Origin of the sequence: Streptomyces cirratus, from assembly GCF_014650775.1 — a bacterium.
Taxonomy (GTDB): domain Bacteria; phylum Actinomycetota; class Actinomycetes; order Streptomycetales; family Streptomycetaceae; genus Streptomyces; species Streptomyces cirratus.
Map to the genome: position 1 here is coordinate 74,357 of NZ_BMVP01000001.1, position 18,760 is coordinate 93,116.

At 72.8% G+C, this 18,760-nt stretch carries 18 protein-coding genes; 7 read left to right on the forward strand and 11 right to left on the reverse strand.

What is annotated here, in order from left to right:
* Positions 1 to 44 precede the first annotated feature (44 nt).
* The 4 genes from IE207_RS00380 to IE207_RS00395 all read right to left on the reverse strand — a co-directional run bounded on the left by IE207_RS00380 (position 45) and on the right by IE207_RS00395 (position 3,710).
* A complete protein-coding gene (locus tag IE207_RS00380) occupies positions 45 to 755 on the reverse strand; it encodes a DsbA family oxidoreductase (RefSeq protein ID WP_190181958.1) in 711 nt (236 codons plus the stop codon).
* 74 nt (positions 756 to 829) lie between these two features.
* A complete protein-coding gene (locus IE207_RS00385) occupies positions 830 to 1,324 on the reverse strand; it encodes a GNAT family N-acetyltransferase (RefSeq protein WP_190181959.1) in 495 nt (164 codons plus the stop codon).
* A 62-nt stretch (positions 1,325 to 1,386) separates the two neighbouring features.
* Positions 1,387 to 2,835: a peptidoglycan D,D-transpeptidase FtsI family protein gene (locus IE207_RS00390; RefSeq protein ID WP_190181960.1), complete on the reverse strand. Its 1,449-nt coding sequence runs from the start codon at positions 2,833 to 2,835 to the stop codon at positions 1,387 to 1,389.
* A 101-nt stretch (positions 2,836 to 2,936) separates the two neighbouring features.
* Complete coding sequence (locus IE207_RS00395; RefSeq protein ID WP_190181961.1) at positions 2,937 to 3,710, reverse strand: IclR family transcriptional regulator; 774 nt, start codon at positions 3,708 to 3,710, stop codon at positions 2,937 to 2,939.
* A 153-nt stretch (positions 3,711 to 3,863) separates the two neighbouring features.
* On the opposite strand from IE207_RS00395, the gene IE207_RS00400 reads away from it, so the two are divergent.
* The 4 genes from IE207_RS00400 to IE207_RS00415 all read left to right on the forward strand — a co-directional run bounded on the left by IE207_RS00400 (position 3,864) and on the right by IE207_RS00415 (position 7,189).
* Entirely contained in the window at positions 3,864 to 5,387 is a 1,524-nt protein-coding gene (locus IE207_RS00400) for an aldehyde dehydrogenase (NADP(+)) (RefSeq protein WP_190181962.1), read from the forward strand.
* 52 nt (positions 5,388 to 5,439) lie between these two features.
* Positions 5,440 to 5,658 (forward strand): hypothetical protein, encoded by a 219-nt coding sequence (locus IE207_RS00405; protein ID WP_190181963.1) that lies wholly within the window; start codon positions 5,440 to 5,442, stop codon positions 5,656 to 5,658.
* A gap of 52 nt (positions 5,659 to 5,710) precedes the next feature.
* Positions 5,711 to 6,910: a TerD family protein gene (locus IE207_RS00410; protein ID WP_190181964.1), complete on the forward strand. Its 1,200-nt coding sequence runs from the start codon at positions 5,711 to 5,713 to the stop codon at positions 6,908 to 6,910.
* A gap of 102 nt (positions 6,911 to 7,012) precedes the next feature.
* Positions 7,013 to 7,189, forward strand: coding sequence for a hypothetical protein (locus tag IE207_RS00415; RefSeq protein ID WP_190181965.1), 177 nt, complete (start codon positions 7,013 to 7,015; stop codon positions 7,187 to 7,189).
* A 64-nt stretch (positions 7,190 to 7,253) separates the two neighbouring features.
* Here the strand turns inward: IE207_RS00415 and IE207_RS00420 are convergent, their stop codons facing one another.
* Both IE207_RS00420 and IE207_RS00425 read right to left on the reverse strand, forming a co-directional pair.
* Positions 7,254 to 8,693: an alkaline phosphatase PhoX gene (locus tag IE207_RS00420; RefSeq protein WP_190181966.1), complete on the reverse strand. Its 1,440-nt coding sequence runs from the start codon at positions 8,691 to 8,693 to the stop codon at positions 7,254 to 7,256.
* A 264-nt stretch (positions 8,694 to 8,957) separates the two neighbouring features.
* Positions 8,958 to 10,427 (reverse strand): hypothetical protein, encoded by a 1,470-nt coding sequence (locus IE207_RS00425; RefSeq protein ID WP_190181967.1) that lies wholly within the window; start codon positions 10,425 to 10,427, stop codon positions 8,958 to 8,960.
* Between the two features lie 269 nt (positions 10,428 to 10,696).
* Here IE207_RS00425 and IE207_RS00430 point away from each other — a divergent pair, with 269 nt between their 5' ends.
* Together IE207_RS00430 and IE207_RS00435 are read left to right on the forward strand one after the other, a co-directional pair.
* Positions 10,697 to 12,538, forward strand: coding sequence for a DUF8508 domain-containing protein (locus IE207_RS00430; protein WP_190181968.1), 1,842 nt, complete (start codon positions 10,697 to 10,699; stop codon positions 12,536 to 12,538).
* Between the two features lie 223 nt (positions 12,539 to 12,761).
* The gene (locus IE207_RS00435) at positions 12,762 to 13,016 is read left to right on the forward strand and encodes a hypothetical protein (protein WP_229873194.1); all 255 of its coding nucleotides are present in this window, start codon (positions 12,762 to 12,764) and stop codon (positions 13,014 to 13,016) included.
* 69 nt (positions 13,017 to 13,085) lie between these two features.
* On the opposite strand, the gene dapD is transcribed toward IE207_RS00435, so the two are convergent.
* Both dapD and IE207_RS00445 read right to left on the reverse strand, forming a co-directional pair.
* Entirely contained in the window at positions 13,086 to 14,066 is a 981-nt protein-coding gene (gene dapD / locus IE207_RS00440) for a 2,3,4,5-tetrahydropyridine-2,6-dicarboxylate N-succinyltransferase (protein ID WP_190181969.1), read from the reverse strand.
* Between the two features lie 9 nt (positions 14,067 to 14,075).
* Positions 14,076 to 15,329: an MFS transporter gene (locus tag IE207_RS00445; RefSeq protein ID WP_190181970.1), complete on the reverse strand. Its 1,254-nt coding sequence runs from the start codon at positions 15,327 to 15,329 to the stop codon at positions 14,076 to 14,078.
* A gap of 84 nt (positions 15,330 to 15,413) precedes the next feature.
* Here IE207_RS00445 and IE207_RS00450 point away from each other — a divergent pair, with 84 nt between their 5' ends.
* Positions 15,414 to 16,319: a winged helix-turn-helix transcriptional regulator gene (locus tag IE207_RS00450; RefSeq protein ID WP_190181971.1), complete on the forward strand. Its 906-nt coding sequence runs from the start codon at positions 15,414 to 15,416 to the stop codon at positions 16,317 to 16,319.
* Between the two features lie 64 nt (positions 16,320 to 16,383).
* Here IE207_RS00450 and IE207_RS00455 read toward each other — a convergent pair whose 3' ends face one another.
* From IE207_RS00455 to IE207_RS00465, 3 genes are read right to left on the reverse strand one after another with little or no spacing between them, the layout of a single operon-like run.
* Positions 16,384 to 16,911: a TetR/AcrR family transcriptional regulator gene (locus IE207_RS00455; RefSeq protein WP_190181972.1), complete on the reverse strand. Its 528-nt coding sequence runs from the start codon at positions 16,909 to 16,911 to the stop codon at positions 16,384 to 16,386.
* Positions 16,911 to 17,234 carry a DMT family transporter gene (locus tag IE207_RS00460; RefSeq protein ID WP_190181973.1) on the reverse strand — a complete coding sequence of 108 codons (324 nt, stop codon included), beginning with the start codon at positions 17,232 to 17,234 and terminating at the stop codon, positions 16,911 to 16,913. The genes IE207_RS00455 and IE207_RS00460 overlap by 1 nt, the downstream gene beginning before the upstream one ends.
* A gap of 49 nt (positions 17,235 to 17,283) precedes the next feature.
* Positions 17,284 to 18,654 (reverse strand): DUF3616 domain-containing protein, encoded by a 1,371-nt coding sequence (locus IE207_RS00465; protein WP_190181974.1) that lies wholly within the window; start codon positions 18,652 to 18,654, stop codon positions 17,284 to 17,286.
* Between the last annotated feature and the right edge of the window lie 106 nt (positions 18,655 to 18,760).

Consider the following 18,760-nt stretch of genomic DNA (forward strand, 5'->3'; position numbering starts at 1 on the left):
GAGGGCGGCCCGCCCCCGGGCGCGGCCGGCCCCCCGGATCCGGCTCAGGCCCCGGGGACGGCGCACGCCCCGTCGGGCTCGCAGGTCTCGCCGCCGTCGGCCTCGGGCGCGGTGACCTCGCGGCCGGCCCACGCCTGCTCCAGCGCCTGGGTGAACACCTCGGCGGGCTGCCCGCCGGAGATGCCGTAGCGGCGGTCGAGGACGAAGAACGGTACGGCGTTCGCGCCCAGCTCGGCCGCCTCGCGCTCGTCGGCGCGCACGTCCTCGGCGTAGGCCTGGTCGTCGGCGAGGACCGTACGGGCCTGCGCCTCCTCCAGCCCGGCCTCGACGGCCAGCGCCACCAGCACCTCGGGGTCGAAGACGCTGCGCTCCTCCGCGAAGTTGGCGCGGTAGACCAGGTCGAGCAGTTCCTCCTGACGGCCCCGGGCGGCGGCCAGGTGCAGCAGGCGGTGGATGTCGAAGGTGTTGCCGTTGTCGCGGCCCTCGACCCGGTACTCCAGCCCCTCGCCGCGCGCACTGGCGGCCACGTGCTCCTCCATGCCGCGGGCTTCGTCGAGGGTGCGGCCGTACTTCTTGGCCAGCACCTCCACGACGGGCGCGGTCACGCCCTTGGGGCCGTGCGGGTCGAGCTCGAAGGACCGGAAGACGACCTCCACCTCGTCGCGGTGCGCGAACCCGGCCAGGCCCTTGGTGAACCTGGCCTTTCCGACGTAACACCACGGGCAGGCGATATCGGCCCAAATCTCTACGCGCATGATCCTTCTTCTCTCGGAGGCCTTCCGGCCTGCGGGACCGGACGGTTTCCCCTTCAACCACCTGCCGGAACGTCTCATTCCCCGGACGGGGCCGCCTCCATGCTCAGCCACAGCGTGACGTGGGTGCCGGACCGGGGCAACGCGGGATCCGGGCGCCAGCCGTGGGCGGCGTAGAAGGACTGCGCGCGCAGGTTGCGCTCGTAGACCTCGAGGCGGGCCTTGCGTGTTCCCGCCCGGCGCCAGGCGTCCAGGCAGGCTGCGTGCAGCGCCGCGCCGGTACCGCGGCGCCAGTGGACGGGGTCGACGTGCAGCTGGGTGAGGACGCTCTCACCCTCTTGTATGCGGTACGCCGCGACGCCGGTGAGCACGCCGTCCTGCTCGGCGCAGAACATCCCGCCCTCGGAGCCGGTCCGCGCGACGGCACGGGCCCAGCCCTCGCGGGTGCGCGCGAGCTCGGCCGCTCCCCCGTACTCCTCCTCGGGGATGTGCCCCTGGTAGTAGGTGGCCCGTGCCCGGGTGTGCAGGGCGGCGATGGCGTCGAGGTCGTCGAGGCGTGCGGTCCTGATCATGGATAGGGAAACGCGCCGGGAACCGTGGCGGTTCCCGGCGCGGCGGCCCGTGCGGCAGGGGGCTACTTACCCAGCCACGCCGCCATCATCTTCTGGGCGATGGGCGCGGCCAGCTTGCCGCCGCCGATCTCGGAGCGGTCGGTGTCCGAGTTCTCGATCACGACGGCGACCGCGATCTGCTTGCCGTCGCGCTTCCCGTACGAGGTGAACCAGGCGAGCGGCGACAGGCTGTTGTTCACGCCGCGCTGCGCGGTGCCCGTCTTGCCGCCGACCTCGGCGCCCGCCACCTGCGCGGGCTTGCCGCCGCCCTGCGTGGCGACGGTGCGCATGGCGTCCTGGAGCATCGAGGCGGTCTTGGCGTTCATCACCTGGTCCGACTTGGGGTCCTTGAAGCTCTCCAGCACGTTGCCGCCGGAATCGGTGACCTCCGAGACCATGTGCGGGGCGACGAGCTTGCCGCCGTTCTCGATCGCCGAGGTGACCATCGCCATCTGGAGCGGCGTGGCCTGGACGTCGAACTGGCCGATACCGGTCTGTGCGACCTGGTCGACCGACATCTTCGCGGACGGGTACTTGCTCGCGGGCCGGGCGGTCACGGGGGTGGCGGTCTCCGTGTTGAAGCCCAGCTTCTCCGCCATCGCCCGCATCTTGTCCTGGCCGAGCTTGGAGGCCAGTTCGGCGAAGACGTTGTTGCAGGACAGCCGCAGCGCGGTGCGCACGGACACGTTGTTGCAGGCCTCGTTGCCGGCCTCGCTGGGCAGGGCGGTGCGGGTGCCCGGGATCGTGTACGCGCCGGGGATGCCGGTGGGCGCGTCGATGTCGGAGACCAGGCCGTTCTCGATGGCCGCCGCCATGGTGACCAGCTTGAAGGTGGAGCCGGGGGCCTGCGGCTTGCGCAGCGCCACGTTCTCCATGGCCTTGCCCTGATCGGCCGAGAGCTCCTTCCAGGCCTGCTCGTCGGTGGCGCCGGTGATCCGGCCCGGGTCGAAGGAGGGGTTGTTCACCATCGCGAGGATCTGCCCGGTCGCGGGGTCGATGGCCACCGCGGAACCCTGCTTGCCCTGGAGTGCGTCGTAGGCGGCCTTCTGGACGCCCTTGTCGATGGTGGTCAGCACGTTGCCCGGGGCGGCCCGCTTGTTGGTGAGGATGTCCATCGGCGTCTTGAGCCGGCTGTCGGAGCCGTTGAGGATGTTCTTGTAGACGCCCTCCAGCATGCTCACGCCGTAGGCCTGGGAGCTGTAGCCGGTGATCGGCGCGTACAGCGGGCCGTCGACGTAGGTGCGCTTGTACTGGAAGTCCTTGCCGCCGGTCTTCACCGAGCCGGTGATCGCCTCGCCGCCCACGATGATGTTCCCCAGCGGGTTCTCGTACTGCCCGATGAGGTTGCGCCGGTTGTGCTTGTCGTCTGCGAGCGCCTGGCCTTGGTACGCCTGCACCCAGGTGACCCGAACCAAGAGGGCCGCCACCAGAAGCAGACAGAAGACCGACGCGCGCCTGATCGTCTTGTTCATCCCCCGGAAAGACGTACGAGCCGCCCCGGACGTTCCGCTCTGCCCCGATTGTGGCCGGGTTCTCACTGGTTCCTCATGATCGCCGGCCGCGGGGGCGCGGCTCACATCCGGCGCGTCACCACGGGCAGCCGGTCGCGGGCCTCGAACAGGGCCGCCTTGATGGTCTGCTCGTGCTGCGGCGTCAGCCGGGCGACCGGCACCGAGCAGCTGACCGCGTCGCGCGCCGGGGTGCGGTAGGGCACCGCCACGCCGAAGCAGCGCAGTCCGAGGGTGTTCTCCTCCCGGTCGACCGCGTACCCCTGCTCCCTGACCAGCGCCAGCTCGTCCACGAGCCGCTCCCGGTCGGTGATGGTGTGCTCGGTGACCGCCTCCAGCCGCCTCGGCAGCAGTACGCGCACCTCGTCGTCGGTGTGCGTGGCCAGCAGCGCCTTGCCGAGCGCCGTGGAGTGCACGGGCAGGCGCCGCCCGACCCGGGTGAAGGGCCGCAGGTAGTGCTGGGACTGCCGGGTCGCGAGGTAGACCACGCTCGTCCCGTCCATCCGGGCGAGGTGGATCGTCTCCGTCGTGTCGTCCGAGAGCCGGTCCAGGGTGGGCCGGGCCGCCGCCACCACCTCGTCGCCGTCGATGTAGGAGCTGCCGACGAGCAGGGCCCGTACGCCGATGCCGTACCGGGTGCCGGTGGCGTCGGTCTCCACCCAGCCCAGGTTCACCAGCGTGCGCAGCAGCATGTACAGGCTGGACTTCGGGAGCGAGAGGTCGTGCTGGATGTCGGCGAGGCTGTGCAGCCCGGGCCTCGCCGCGAAGTGTTCCAGCAACATGACCGTGCGCACGGCCGACTTGACGGCCGCCGGAGCTCCGGACTCACCTGTGGTCATCGGCGTTCGTGCCCCTCTTGTCTCGTTTCCCTTGTCACCGGGAAGACGCGGAAATAGAGTCCACGCTGGATGTGATCATTCATCCACCGGAACGGCGTTCAGAATACTGAACGCAGCGCTCGGGTCGGCGTGGATCCCAGGAGGCAGTGCGCCATGGCAGCAACACCAGTCTGGAGTGTGGACCCCCGCACCGGGAAGCAGCTCCGCCGGGTTGCGGTGGAGGCCACACCCCGGGACGTGGACGAGGCCGTACGCGCGGCGCACGCCGCCCGGGGTGCACTGGCCGACCGCGCCGTCCGCGCCGCCTTCCTGCGCGGGGCCGCCGACCTGCTGGACGCAGCCGCGGACGAGGTCGTCGAAGCCGCCGACGCCGAGACCGCGCTCGGGTCCGGGCGCCTCACCGGCGAGCTGGCCCGCACCACCGGACAGCTGCGGGCCTTCGCCGACGCCGTCGACGAGGGCGCCTACCTCGACATCCGCATCGACCGCGCCGACCCGTCGCTCAGCCCGCCGCGCCCCGAACTGCGCCGCTACAAGGTGCCGCTGGGCGTGAGCGCCGTCTACGCCGCCTCCAACTTCCCGCTCGCCTTCTCCGTGCCCGGCGGGGACACCGCGAGCGCCCTCGCCGCCGGCTGCCCCGTGGTGGTCAAGGCGCACCCCGACCACCCGGCGACCTCCGAACTGTGCGCTTCGCTGCTGCGCCGGGCGGCGGTGCGGGCCGGGCTGCCGGCCCAAGTCGTACGCGTCGTCCACGGATTCGGGGCGGGGCTGGAGCTGATCCGCCACCCGCTCGTCGCGGCGGCCGGGTTCACCGGTTCGGTCCGGGGTGGACGAGCCCTGTTCGACGCGGCCGCCGCCCGCCCCGTACCGATCCCCTTCCACGGCGAACTGGGCTCCCTGAACCCCGTCGTGGTCACCCCGGCCGCGGCCGCCGAGCGGGCCGAGGAGATCGGTACCGGGCTCGCGGGCTCGCTCACGCTCGGCGTCGGCCAGTTCTGCGTCAAGCCGGGTCTCGTCCTGGTGCCCGAGGGCCCCGACGGCGACCGCCTCACCGCGGCGCTCGGCAAGGCGCTCGGCGAGACCGGGCCGGGGGTGCTGCTGGACCACCGGATGCGGGACGCCTTCGTCGCCGGGGTCCGGGAGCGGTCGGCCCTGCCCGGGGTCGAGGCGCCCGTCACACCGGGCCCGGACGGGGAACACCGCGTCACGGCCGGGTACCTGACCGTGCCGGCCCGGACCCTGCTCGACGGCGGCCCGTCCTACGAGGTGCTCCTGGAGGAGTGCTTCGGTCCGGTGGGCGTCGTCGTCCGCTACGACGGACCCGGGGCGGCCGAGGTGCTGGGCCGGCTCGGCGGCAACCTGAGCGCCACCCTCCAGCTCTCGGCGGCCGAGACCGCGGGCGCGCCCGGGCCGGCCGGGGAACTGCTCGCGCAGGTCACCGCCTTGGCCGGGCGGATCGTGGTGAACGGCTGGCCGACCGGGGTCGCGGTGGCGCCGGCCCAGCACCACGGCGGCCCGTACCCGGCGGCGACCTCGCACTCCACCTCGGTCGGCGCCACCGCCATCGAGCGCTGGCTGCGGCCGGTGGCGTACCAGTCGGTGCCGGACGCGCTGCTCCCGCCCGAGCTGCGCGAGGGCAACCCGCTGGGGCTCCCGCGCCGGGTCACGGGGCGCTGACGGCGGACAAATCCGTTGCCGCCCGGGCCCGGGGGGCGGCAGGCTGCCGCCCATGCCGAAACCTCACGGGTTCACGTACGGAAGACAGGGCGACCGCGTCGTCATCACGCACCGGGGCCGGGCCGCGGCCACCCTGCGCGGGGCGCGGGCCGAGAAGTTCGTCGCCGAAGTGGAGTCGGGCGACGCCCAGCTGGTCATGGCCCGCTGGACCGGCTCCTACAAGTTCGGCAACGAGCGCGCGGCCCGCAACCACCCGCGCAACCGGGGCTGAGAATCTTGCGAGGGTAAGGGAACGGCAAAGCGGTGCCGGTCGTTCTCCGGGCATGACCGCTATGACCCCTGGTTCCAACCTGCCGCTCAACACCGTCCGTGTGACGGTCGATGTGGCTGCCCCGGTGCGTCTCGACGTCTCGGGACTCCTCCTCACGGCGGACGGCAAGGTGCGATCCGACGCCGACTTCATCTTCTACAACCAGCCGTCCGGACCGGGCGTGGACTACCGGTCCGGCGGCGGGTCGGCGCCCGACTCGATCACCGTCGACACCGCCGCGCTCCCGCCGGGCATCGAGCGGATCGTCGTCACGGCGAGCCCGGACGCCGCAGGACAGACCTTCCAGGGCATCGAACCCACCGCCACCGTGCGGGACGCGGCGAGCGGCGCCGTGATCGCCACCTTCACACCGCCGCAGCTCGGCGCGGAGACCGCCCTCGTGGTGGTGGAGGTCTACCAGCGCGGCGGCGTGTGGAAGGTGCGCGCCGTGGGCCAGGGGTACGCCAACGGCCTCGCCGGTATCGCGACGGACTTCGGGGTCTCGGTCGACGAGGAGCCCGCCGCGGCCGCCCCGCCGATGCCCCCGGCCCCCGCCGCCGCCCCGCCGATGCCTGTGGCCGCCCCGCCGATGCCGTCGGCGCCCGCACCGGCGCCCGCCGCCGCCTCCGGCGCCGGGAAGATCAACCTCGACAAGGGGCGGGTCAGCCTGCGGAAGAACCAGACCGTCTCCCTCGTCAAGGGCGGCCGGCCGCTGCTCTCCCAGGTCAAGATGGGCCTCGGCTGGGAGCCCGCGTTCGGCGGCCGGGCCATCGACCTCGACGCGTCCGTCATCGCCTACGGCCCGCAGCGCAACCACATCGACAGCTGCTACTTCGGCAAGCTGTCGATCCTCGGCGGAGCCGTCAAGCACTCGGGTGACAATCTGACCGGCGAGGGCGCCGGGGACGACGAGGTCATCGTCGTGGACCTCGGCCGGCTGCCCGCCGAGGCCACCGGCCTGGTGTTCACCGTCAACTCCTTCTCCGGGCAGAAGTTCACCGAGGTGGCGAAGGCCTACTGCCGTTTGATCGACGCGGCGACCGACGAGGAGCTGGTCCGCTTCGACCTGACCGGCGCGGAGCCGCAGACGGGCGTCATGATGGCGAAACTGATCAAGCAGTTCAGCGGCGAGTGGGAGATGACGGCCATGGGCGACTTTGTGAAGTCCCGCACAGTGCGGGGGATGGTCAAACCGGCCGCGGAGGCACTCTGAGCAGGTGGGCGGCCACATTGCGCAACCGGCGCCCACGCCGGGTGAGCGATGCCACCCCTAAATCGGGGGTGACTGTCAGTGGCCGCCCGTAGCCTTGTACTCATGCAGAAGACACTTGAGCCCGCGGGTCCGGCCCGCCCGTCCGCCGCAGAGGCGAACGCGGCGATCCGGCACCTCGTCGAGACCCGGGTGGACGGCGAGTGGCCCTCGCAGGCGTACGAATTCCTGCTTGAGGAGTGGGCCGCGGCCTCCCGCGCGGAGGCCGCCCCGGCCCAGTAGGGTCCGGTGGCCGGCCGGGCCGTCACGGCCCGGCCGCCGTCCCGGCCTACCCGGTTCGCGGTCCTCAGTGGGCGCGCCGCCAAGGCCCGGTGATGGCCAGCATGATCCCCGGCTCCTGGATGTTGGCGTACAGGGTGCGCCCGTCCGGTGAGAAGCAGACGCCGGTGAACTCCGAGTACTCGGGGTTCTCGGCCGTCCCCATGTTCATCTCGTTGCGGGCGAGCGGGTAGGTGCGGCCCGACTCCGTCGCACCGAGCAGGTGCTGGACGCCCTCGCCGTCCTCCGCGATGACCAGGCCGCCGTACGGGGACACCGTGATGTTGTCGGGGCCGTCGAAGGCGCCGTCCTTGGACGGGTCCGCGTTCACCCCGAGCAGGACCATGAGGCGGATCGTGCGCCGCTTGGGGTCGTAGAACCACACCTGGCCGTCGTGCGCGGGGCCCGGGCTCTCGGAGCGGGCGTAGGAGGAGACGAAGTAGGCGCCCCCGTCGGCCCACCACATGCCCTCCAGCTTGCGCGCCCGGGTCACGGCGTCCGCCCCGAACTGCTTGCGGACCGACGTCGTGCGGGCGTCGCGGTCGGGGACCTCCACCCAGTCGACCCCGTACACGGTGCCGGTCTGCGTCGCGCGCGAGAGGTCGTCCACGAACCGCCCGGTGCTGTCGAAGCACTTGGCCGCCGCGAGCACGCCCGCGTCGGGGGCGAGCGTGCGCAGCTTGCCGCGCCCGTGGTGGAAGCCCTGCGGCGGGGTCCAGCGGTAGAGCAGCCCGTTGGGGCCGGAGGCGTCCTCGGTCAGGTAGGCGTGCCCCTGGCGGGGGTCGATGACGACCGCCTCGTGGGCGTACCGGCCGAACGCCTTGACCGGCTTCGGGTCGCGGTTGGCGCGGCGGTCGTGCGGGTCGACCTCGAAGACGTAGCCGTGGTCCTTGGTCATCCCGTTCTTGCCGGCCAGGTCCTCGGTCTCCTCGCAGGTCAGCCAGGTGTCCCAGGGGGTGGCGCCGCCCGCGCAGTTGGTGGAGGTACCGGCGATGCCGACCCATTCGGCGACCTCGCCGCCGCGGCGGACCTCGACGACCGTGCAGCCGCCGGAGGCCGCCGGGTCGTAGACGAGGCCCTCGGTGAGGGGGACCGGGTGGGCCCAGCCGGAACGGGGGCCCTTGAGCTCGTGGTTGTTGACGAGGAGGGTGAGCCCGCGGTGGCCCTCGAAGGCGGCCGTGCCGTCGTGGTTGGAAGGGGTGGTCTCGCCGGAGTCGAGCTTCGTCACGCCGCTGTGGGTGATGACGCGGTAGGTGAAGCCGGCCGGGAGGGCCAGGATCCCGGCCGGGTCGGGGACGAGCGGGCCGTAGCCGGGCTCGTGCGGGCGCCCGTGCTCGTCGTGCCGGGTGGTGTCGTCGGCCGCCAGCGCCCCGGGGGCGGTGGCGAGGGCACCGACGGTCCCGGTGAGTGCGACTCCCGCGCCGGCGATGACGGTGCGGGCGGTGAAGTCCCTACGGCTGAGGGGCATCGTGACTCCAGGGGGTGGGCGGTGGTGCGCCGGTCGTACGGTCGTCGGCGCATACGCTCCCGACCGCACGTGAACTGCGGCTGAACTACCCCCGAAAACCGGCTGACCCTTGACCGCGGCCCGCAATGGCGAACTCCGGCCGCTGATCGACGCGTTGCGGCCCCTCGCCCTGGACCCCGAACCGGTCCGGCGCCGGGGCGCCACCCCATCCGGCTGGGGCCGGAACCCGGGCCCCCGGAACCGGGCCGGGGGCTGTGCGGAGCGTCAGTGGCGGCGGGAGCGGGCCTTGAAGGCCGCCTTGCGGGCTTCCTTCGCCGCCTTCTTGTCGGGGTGCAGCCGGCCCATCGCCTCCAGGACGTCCGCCGTCGCCGGGTGCTCCACCCGCCAGACCTCGTCGAAGAACCCCGTGTGGTGCCCCGTCAGGCTCTCCATCAGCTGCGGCAGTTCCTCCGCCTCGCCGTCCGCCGCGAGCTGCGCCGCGATCGTGTCGACCGTCAGCCAGAAGACCATCGCCCCGTCCGGCGCCGGTACGTCCTTCACCCCGCGCTCGGCCAGCCACACCCGCGCGAGCCCGCCCAGGCGCGGGTCGTCCAGTACCGCCCGTACCGCGGGTTCCGCCTCCGGTCCGGCCGGCGCGAGGGCCTGCTGGCAGCGCAGCCGGCGCAGCGGCGCCCCTTCGTCGTCGCCCCGGGCCGCGTCCAGCAGTTCGGCCACCGCCGTCGGCAGCTCGCGGCCGGCCAGCCACTGTTCGATCTCCGCCTGCGCCGCGTGCTCCGGGTAGTGGGAGACCGCCTCCAGCAGCGCGTCCGCGCCCTTGTCGGCCAGTCCGCCGATGGCGGGCGCCTCGACCCCGGCTTCGAGCATGCGGGCACGGACCCCGTACAGGCCGAGGGCGGTCAGCCGGACCATCCCGTACCGGGCGATGTCCTCCTCGTCCGCCAGGGCCGGGTCGGGGAGCAGTTCGTCGTCGTCCGCCTCCGCCATCAGCTCCTCGTCGACGGGCCGGAACTCGACCAGCCCGATGGGCTCCAGCTGCCGGAACTGGTCGTCCAGGCGCATCATCGCGTCGGACACCTGTTCCAGTACCGCGTCGGTCGGCTCCCCCATGTCGTCCGGAACGACCATCGAGGCGGCGAGGACGGGCAGCGGAACCGGGCCCTGCCCCGCGCCGCCCTCGGAGACGGTGAGCAGGTAGAGGTTGGCGAGGACCCCGTCGAGGAAGTCCGCCTCGCGCGCCGGGTTCCAGTCGAGGCGGTCGAAGTCGAGTCCCCCGCCGTCGTCCAGGGCGTCGACGAGGTCGTCCAGGTCGGGGACGGCCGCGTCGGCGAGGACGGTGTCCAGGGCGGCCAGCCACAGGTCCAGTACGTCGCCGGGCGCGCCCCCGGTGATCAGCGCGAGGTCCTCGCCCGGTTCGGCGGTCCCGTACGCCGGATCGTCGGCGTCCTCGTCGGGCTCCGTCACATCGACCAGGCCGGTGTCCACGGCCACCCGCCAGGCCTGGCTCGCGTGCACCGGGCCGTCCGGGTCGTCCGCGTCGAGCCCGAGGACGGCCGCGGCCTGCGGCAACTGGTCGGCGGCCAGTTCGCCGCCGATCTCGACGCGCGTGCCGGGTCCGGCCCAGCGGGCGAGGCGTACGGCCCGGGCGAACAGGGGTGCGACGAGGGCGTCGCGGGCCAGTTCCGCATCGGAGTGCAGCCGTACCGGCGGCAGCGTGGGGTGCGGCTCTGCGGACATGGGGCGGTTCTCCTCGTGGACGCGGTGGTGGCCGTCGGGCCGGACGGCGACGCCCAGCGTAGACGCATTTCGGGCACGGCCAGGGGGCCAACGCCTTTGGTTCATCCCACAGTCAGCCGCCGTCTTCCCTGGAGACCTTGACAACTTCACGCCCCACACAGGAAATTGACGCGCGTAGACATAGCGAAGGCCCCGCCCCGCTCCCTCCACACGATTCCGGGTACCCGCGACCCCCTGGGTTCCCCCTCCACACACCGGAGTTCCTGACCATGCGCTCCACGCACCCCCGTTCCGCCGCCATCGCGGCCCTCGTCGCCACGGCCCTGGCCACCGGCCTCCTCGCGGGCTCCGCCGACGCGGCCGAGGGCGCCGCGTCCGCCGATCCGGTACGCATCCACGACATCCAGGGCACCACCCGGATATCCCCGCTCGCCGGCAAGCAGGTCACCGGCGTCGAGGGCATCGTCACCGGCGTGCGCACGTACGGCTCGCGCGGCTTCTGGATGCAGGACCCGGACGCCGACGACAACGCCGCCACCAGCGAAGGCATCTTCGTCTTCACGAGCTCGGTGCCGACCGTCGCGGTCGGCGACGCCGTGAAGGTGAACGGCACGGTCGGCGAGTACATCCCGGGCGGGGTCTCCTCCGGCAACCAGTCGGTGACCCAGATCTCCAAGCCGGCCGTCACCGTGGTGTCCTCCGGCAACGCGCTGCCCGAGGCCGTCGCGATCAACGAGTACAGCGTTCCCGCCGAGTACGCCCCGGCCGGCGACGCGGCCGCCGGCGGCAGCATCAACGGCCTCACCCTGGACCCCTCGCGGTACGCCCTGGACTACTACGAGTCCCTGGAGGGCATGAACGTCCGCATCGGCACCTCGCGCGTCGTCGGCGCCACCGACCCGTACGGGGAGCTGTGGGTCACGGTGAAGGGCTGGGAGAACACCGCCAAGCGCGGCGGCACGCTCTACGGCTCGTACGAGTCCCAGAACACCGGCCGGCTCCAGATCCAGCAGCTGGCGCCCCTCGCGCAGCAGCCCTTCCCGGCGGCGAACGTCGGCGACAAGCTGACCGGCACCACCGAAGGCCCGCTCGACTTCAACCAGTTCGGCGGCTACACCCTGGTCGCGCGCACCCTCGGGGAGGTCAGGCCGGGCACGCTGGCCCCCGAGAAGACCAAGGCGCAGGCGCCGGGCGAGCTGGCGGTGGCCACGTACAACGTCGAGAACCTGGACCCGTCCGACCCTCAGACGAAGTTCGACAACCTGGCGAAGGCGGTCGTCGAGAACCTCGCCTCCCCCGACATCGTGGCCCTGGAGGAGATCCAGGACGACAACGGCGCGAAGAACGACGGCACCGTCTCGGCGGAGCAGACGCTGACCAAGTTCACCGCCGCCATCACGGCGGCGGGCGGCCCGGCCTACCAGTGGCGCTCCATCAACCCGGAGAACAACAAGGACGGCGGCGAGCCCGGCGGCAACATCCGTCAGGTGTTCCTGTTCAACCCGGCCCGCGTCTCCTTCACCGACCGCGCGGCGGGCGACTCCACGACCGCGACCGGCGTGATGACGGAGAAGGGCCACGCGGCCCTGACCCACTCCCCCGGCCGGATCGACCCGGCGAACCCGGCGTGGACCGACAGCCGCAAGCCGCTGGCGGGCGAGTTCGTCTTCCGCGGCAGGACGGTCTTCGTGATCGCCAACCACTTCGCCTCGAAGGGCGGTGACGAGGGTCTGACCTCGGTGCACCAGCCGCCGGTGCGTTCCTCGGAGGCCAAGCGGCTGCTCCAGGCGCAGGCCGTGAACGGCTTCGTCAAGGAGATCCTGGCGACAGAGAAGAACGCCGAGGTCCTCGCGGTCGGCGACATCAACGACTTCGAGTTCTCGGGTACGGCGAAGGCGCTGGAGGACGGCGGCGTGCTGTACTCGGCGATCAAGTCGCTGCCGAAGGCGGAACGTTACTCCTACGTCTACCAGGGCAACGCCCAGGTGCTGGACCAGATCCTGACCAGCCCGGCGGTCAAGAACTTCTCCTACGACAGCGTGCACATCAACGCGGAGTTCTCCGCCCAGAACAGCGACCACGACCCGCAGGTGCTGCGCTTCCGCCCGTGACCGCGGACCGCGGGCGGCCCGCGCGCTCTCCCGCCCGGGCCGCCCGCACACTTGCGGGCCTGATCGTGCGGGCCGCGGGGCTGCCGAGATGGGGACTTTCGCCCCTGGCGTGACGCTGGCCACATCCGTACCCATTCGGTCCGGGTTGTGGTGTTGAGTATCCCCACGCCTGACCACCCGGGCCCGCGCCCGGTCCCGTCCCGCCGCACTCCCGGAGGACCGCGTGTTCCCCTCCATCTCGCTCGCCGAGGAAATCGGCCTGGCCGTACTGCTGGTGGCCGCGCTGGTCTGGGTCATGGGCCTCGGCCGCATGCTGTGGGACAGCCGGTTCCACCCGCCGCAGCCGGGCTCCCGCGAGGGTCTCGCGGCCATCCCGGGCCAGCGCGGCCCGGCCGGCCACCCGATGGAGACGGTCGAGCTGACCGAGGAGGAGGAACGGGCCTTCGCGGGCCTGATCCGCACCATCGCCCTCCACTGACCACCCCGTCCCGCGCGAACGCCCTCCCACCCCGCTCGGGGGTGTGGGAGGGCGTTCGCGCGTACCGGGTCAGTTGTGGCTGTGCAGGACCTCGTTCAGGCCGCCCCAGACCGCGTTGTTGGGGCGGGCCTCCACGGCGCCGGTGACCGAGTTGCGGCGGAAGAGGATGTTGCTCGCGCCCGAGAGCTCCAGGGCCTTGACGATCTGGCCGTCCGGGAGGGTGACGCGGGTGCCCGCGGTCACGTAGAGGCCGGCCTCGACGATGCACTCGTCGCCCAGCGCGATGCCGACACCCGCCTCCGCGCCGACCAGGCAGCGCTCGCCGATCGAGATGATCTGCTTGCCGCCGCCCGAGAGGGTGCCCATGGTGGAGGCGCCGCCGCCGATGTCGGAGCCGTCGCCGACCACGACGCCCGCCGAGATGCGGCCCTCGATCATGGAGGTGCCGAGGGTGCCGGCGTTGAAGTTGACGAAGCCCTCGTGCATGACGGTGGTGCCCTCGGCGAGGTGCGCACCGAGGCGGACGCGGTCCGCGTCGGCGATGCGGACGCCCTTGGGGGCGACGTAGTCCGTCATCCGCGGGAACTTGTCGATCGAGGTGACCTGGAGGTGCAGGCCCTCGGCGCGGGCGTTCAGCCGGACGGTCTCCACCTGGTCGACGGCGACCGGGCCGAGCGAGGTCCACGCGACGTTCGCGAGCAGGCCGAAGAGGCCGTCCAGGCTCTGGCCGTGCGGCTTGACCAGGCGGTGGCTGAGCAGGTGCAGGCGCAGGTACGCGTCGTGCGCGTCCAGCGGCTTGTCGTCCAGCGAGGCGATCACGGTACGGACGGCTACGACCTCGACGCCACGGCGCGCGTCCGGCCCGACGGCCTTGGGCGCGGCCTCGCCCAGGAGCTCCACGGCCTGCTCGGCGGTGAGGCGCTCGGTGCCGGCCGGGCCGGGCTCGGCGACCAGCTCGGGGGCGGGGAACCAGGTGTCGAGGACGGTGCCGTCGGCGGCGAGGGTGGCAAGTCCGGCGGCGACGGCGCCGGTGGTACGCGTAGCAGTCATATCCGAAACCTAACCGGCCAGGGCCTGCGGTTGCGAACCGGTCTCATGTGCCGGGCGCGCTGTGTCCTCAAGGGCTCGGCGGCCGGCCTCCCGTCGTGCCTGCCGTGCCGACGCCCAGAACACCGCTCCGCCCGAGCCCGCCGCGAGCGCCGCGCACAGCGGCCAGAGCAGCCCGGGCGCGGCGGCGTACAGCGCCCCGCCCAGCGGGGCGCCGAGGACGACCCCGCTGACCGAGACGCCGGCGTACAGGCTCTGGAAGCGCCCGACCGCGTGCTCGGGCGCCTGGTCGGCCACGTAGGCGGTGGCGGTGGTCTTGTACAGGATCTCCCCGAGGCTCATCAGCACCATCATGGTGACGGCGCTCGCCGCGCCCGCCCCGGCCAGCAGCGCGGCGTACCCGGCGCCGACGAGCAGGAGCCCGGTGGCGATGACGGGGAGCGGCGGCCGGTTGCGCAGGGCGAGGACGGCGGGCAGTTCCAGCAGCAGGATGACGCCCCCGTTGAGGGCGATGACCAGCCCGAAGGCGCCGACGTCGAGGCCGTGGTCGGCGAGGAAGACCGGGAAGGTGCCGTACTGCTGGCGGTAGACGAGGTCGGTGACGAGGATGGCGCCGAGGAGGACGAGCACCGCCGGCCGCGCCCGCAGCTCGGGCCAGACGCCCCCGCCGCCGTCCGGGGCCGAGGCGCGCTTCGAGGAGGCGCCGCGGGCCGGGACGACGCGGGCGGTCCACACGGCGAAGAGGAGGGTGCCGACCCCGTCGGCGACGAACAGCCAGTCGTAGGAGAGGGCGCTCGCGACGAGGGCCCCCAGCGGCGGACCGATGGTGAAGCCGCCGTTGGCGACGCAGCGCACCACGGCGAAGGCCTGCCGGCGGGCCCCTTCCGGCACGATGACGGCGACCAGCGAGGAGTTCGCGGCGCGGACCACCCCGGAGGCGTACTCGGCCAGCGGGAGGGCTGCGTACAGCAGCGGGTCGGACAGCAGCGGGAAGGCCATGAGGGTGAGCCCGCCGAGGCCGGCCGCGGCGAGGAGGACCCGCCGGTGTCCGAAGCGGTCGCCGTACCAGCCTCCGGTGAAGTTCCCGGCGACCAGGCCGATGCCTCCGACGCCGACGGCGACACCCGCCTGGCCCGGGCCCAGTCCGCGCGGGCCGGACAGGTACAGGAAGACGAAGACGAACGTGAAGCTGACGACGGCGTTGACGAACACCCCCGCGGCCAGCAGCCAGACCGCTCTCGGCACGTCCTTGAACCCCTGCGGCACGGCCGCCCACCCCCGAGTCAGTTCCCTTTGGGAACTGACTGTGTCAGCATGGCGGCCCGGGGTCAAACGGACAAGGGAGTTCCCATGGCGCAGCGCACCGGCCTCGGCGACGCGGTCTGCTCCATCGCCCAGGCCCTCGACGTGGTCGGGGACTGGTGGACGCTGCTGATCGTGCGCGACGCCGCGCGCGGCGTGCACCGCTTCGAGGAGTTCCAGCGCGAGCTGGGCATGTCCCGCAAGGTGCTCACCGAGCGGCTGAAACTGCTCGTCGACGCCGGGGTGCTGGCGCGCACGCCGTACCAGGAACGCCCGGTACGGCACGAGTACCGGCTGACCCCGCGCGGGCGGGGCCTGCTGCCGGTGCTGGTCGCCCTCCAGGACTGGGGCGACGCCTGGATCCTCGGAGAGGGAGAGATGACGGCGACGACCGACGAAGCCTCGCGCGAGGCGGTACGGGTGCACGCGCTGCGCGGCACGCGGCTGCCGGAGCTGCTGCTGCCGGACCGCTTCGGCGAGCTGCGCGACCCGGTGGCGGACACCCCGTTCACCGTCCTGTACTGCTTCCCGGGCGCGTACGCCCGCGCGGAGTCCTACCCGCCCCACTGGGCGGGGATCCCGGGCGCCAAGGGTTGCACGCTGGAGTCGTGCACGTACCGGGACCAGCTGGCGGAGTTCACCGCGGCGGGCGCGACGGTCCACGGGGTGTCCACCCAACGTCCCGACGAGCAGCGGGAGTTCGCGCAGGCGGAGCAGCTTCGGTTCCCGCTGCTCTCGGACGCGGGCCTCGAACTGGTGGCGGCGCTCCGGTTGCCGACCTTCCGGGCGGCGGGGGTGAGCCGGATCAAGCGGCTGACGCTGGTGGTGGACCGGGAGCGGACGGTGCGCGAGGTGTTCTACCCGATCCGGGACGTCGAGGCGAGCGTCCGGGCGGCCCTCACCGCGGTGCGCGGGGCCGCCCCCGAGTCGGCCCGAGGTCCGGCCCGGCCGTGAAACCGGCCGGAGGGTGTCATGAGCCGGCCGGGACCCGGCCGGGCGGTGTCACGAGCCGGCCGGGCTAGGGCCGGCCCAGCACCCGTGCCAGCAGCTCGCGCGCGTACGGCTCGTCGTAGGCGGCCTCGGTCAGCAGCACATGGAGGCTGATGCCGTCCACCACCGCCGCCACCGCCCGGGCCGTCGCCGCGTCCACCCGCTCGCCGAGCGCGGCCGCCACCGCCTCGCACCACTCGGCCGCCACCGGCCGCAGCGCCGGCTTGCGCAGGGCGGCGAGGTACAGCTCGTACTCCAGCTCCGCCCGCGCCCGGTCCGCCGTCAGGAACTCCCCCAGCCGGCGGGCCAGCGCGGTCGCCAGGTCGCCGTCCCCCAGGCCCGTCAGCACCGTCGCGAAGCCCTCGTTCGCCTGCCGCAGCGCCGCCACCAGCAGCTCGTCCAGCGTCGCGAAGTGGTACGTGGTCGACCCCAGCGGCACGTCGGCCTCCGCAGCCACGCTCCGGTGGCTCAGCCCGGCGATGCCCTTGGCTCCGACCACCCGGATCGCCGCGTCGATGATCCGCCGGCGCCGGTCGGGGTCGTGGCGGCGGGCCATCAGTGGGCCGCCCCGCCGAGGTTCAGCAGGACGACCCCGCCGATGATCAGCCCTATCCCGGCGATCTTCGCCGCGGTGGCGGCCTCCCCCATGAACACCATCCCGATGGCGGCGATGGCGGCCGTGCCGACCCCGGCCCATATCGCGTAGGCCGTGCCCACCGACATCGATTTCAGCGTCTGCGCGAGCAGGGTGAAGGCGATGGCGTACCCCAGCAGCGTACCGAGCGAGGGCCAGAGCCGGGTGAAGCCGTCGCTGTACTTCATGGCGGTGGTCCCGGCCACCTCGGAGGCGATGGCCGCGGCGAGCAGTACGTAGGGCATGTGTACAACAGTACACATGCCCTACGTACACGCGTACACAAAAGGGGCCTCAGTTCAGCGTGAACCAGGCCGCACGCGCCTTCTTCCACTCCGGGTGCGCGAGGTCCTTGGCCTCGACCCCGTCGCCGTACAGGTCCGCCGAGCCGCTGTCGGTGATCAGCTGCACCCGCGCGCCCGGGAGCGACAGGTCCGGCACCTCCACGATGGCCTCCCAGCCGCCCGGGTCGGTCGTCGGCAGGTCGGCCCGCTTGACCGGGGCGTGGCCGGCGATCCCGTCCCACTGGTAGAGGGCGTACGGGTCGGAGTTGTCGTCGGCTGCCCAGGAGCCGGCCAGGATCAGGTACTGGTCCGCCGCGTTCTTGCGGATGTCCCGGACGGAGAGGCCCCCCAGGTCGAGCTCGACGCCCGTGCCGAAGGCGGCCTTGGCGCCGCTGGAGAGCACCTTGTCGAAGTTGGTCACCGGCACGAGCAGCGCCTTGCCGCCCGGCACGACGGGTACCAGCGGAGCCCGGAAGCCCACGTAGGCGGTGGAAGTGGAGCCCGGCGCGAACTCCAGCCCCTCGACGTTGAACCCGTCGATCTGCTTGGGCGCCTCGCCGGCCGCGGTCCCGGCGGCGAAGCCGTACCGGTTCCCGTTCGCCTCGTCCCAGGCCACCAGGTCGTCGCGGAGCTGCTTGTACGAGCGCCCGTACGCGAGCTGCGTACCCGGGCCGGAGCCGCTGACGGTCGTGGTGAACACCGTGTTCCGGGGCGCCTTGTACTCGCCGTCCTTGTTGTTCCCGAGCGAACCGGTCCAGTAGATGGTGTTGCCGACCCGGGTCGCCCCCTCGATGTCCACCTCCTTGGTGACACCGAGCTGCGAGCTGAGGTCCCAGGTCCTGACGGGCGCGGCCGAGCGCGAACGGTCGTACAGGCGCAGGACGTTGTTCTCGTCGTCGGCGACGACGGTGTAGCCGCCGCCGACGTCCACGGCGGCCGAGGAGTCCGAGGCGCCGCTGAGGTAGCGGGCGTCGGCCGGGTTCCGCACCGCCGCGGAGGCGGCGTAGGACAGGGTCCTGGTGGCGGTCTTGCCGCCGAGGCCGGTCACCTTGACGGTCAGGTTGGTGTAGCCGCGGCCGCGTGCGGTGACGGCGAGCTGCCGTACCGCGCCGGTCCCTGTGACCGTGACGTCGCCGGTGCCGGCGACGGAGGCCTTGCTGGACGCGGAGGCGCTGACGGTCAGCGCGGACGCGTCGGCGCCGCTCTGCCCGACGCTCACGTCGACGGTCTGGTCGCCGACGCCGCCGACGGAGCCGGAGAGGTAGGAGGCGGACAGCGCGATGGTCGGCGTCCCGTAGGTGACCGCCCGCGCGGGCACGACGGTGACCGTCCCGGCGACGACGAGCGCCGCGATCCCTGCGATACCAAGCTGCTTCTTCATCGGTGACTCCCACGACCGGAACCGGTGGCCGCCTCGTCCGGCTGCCGCCTCGAAGATTCGGCCACCGCGGCCAACTGCCGGTGCACTGTGCCCGTCCGCCGGAAGA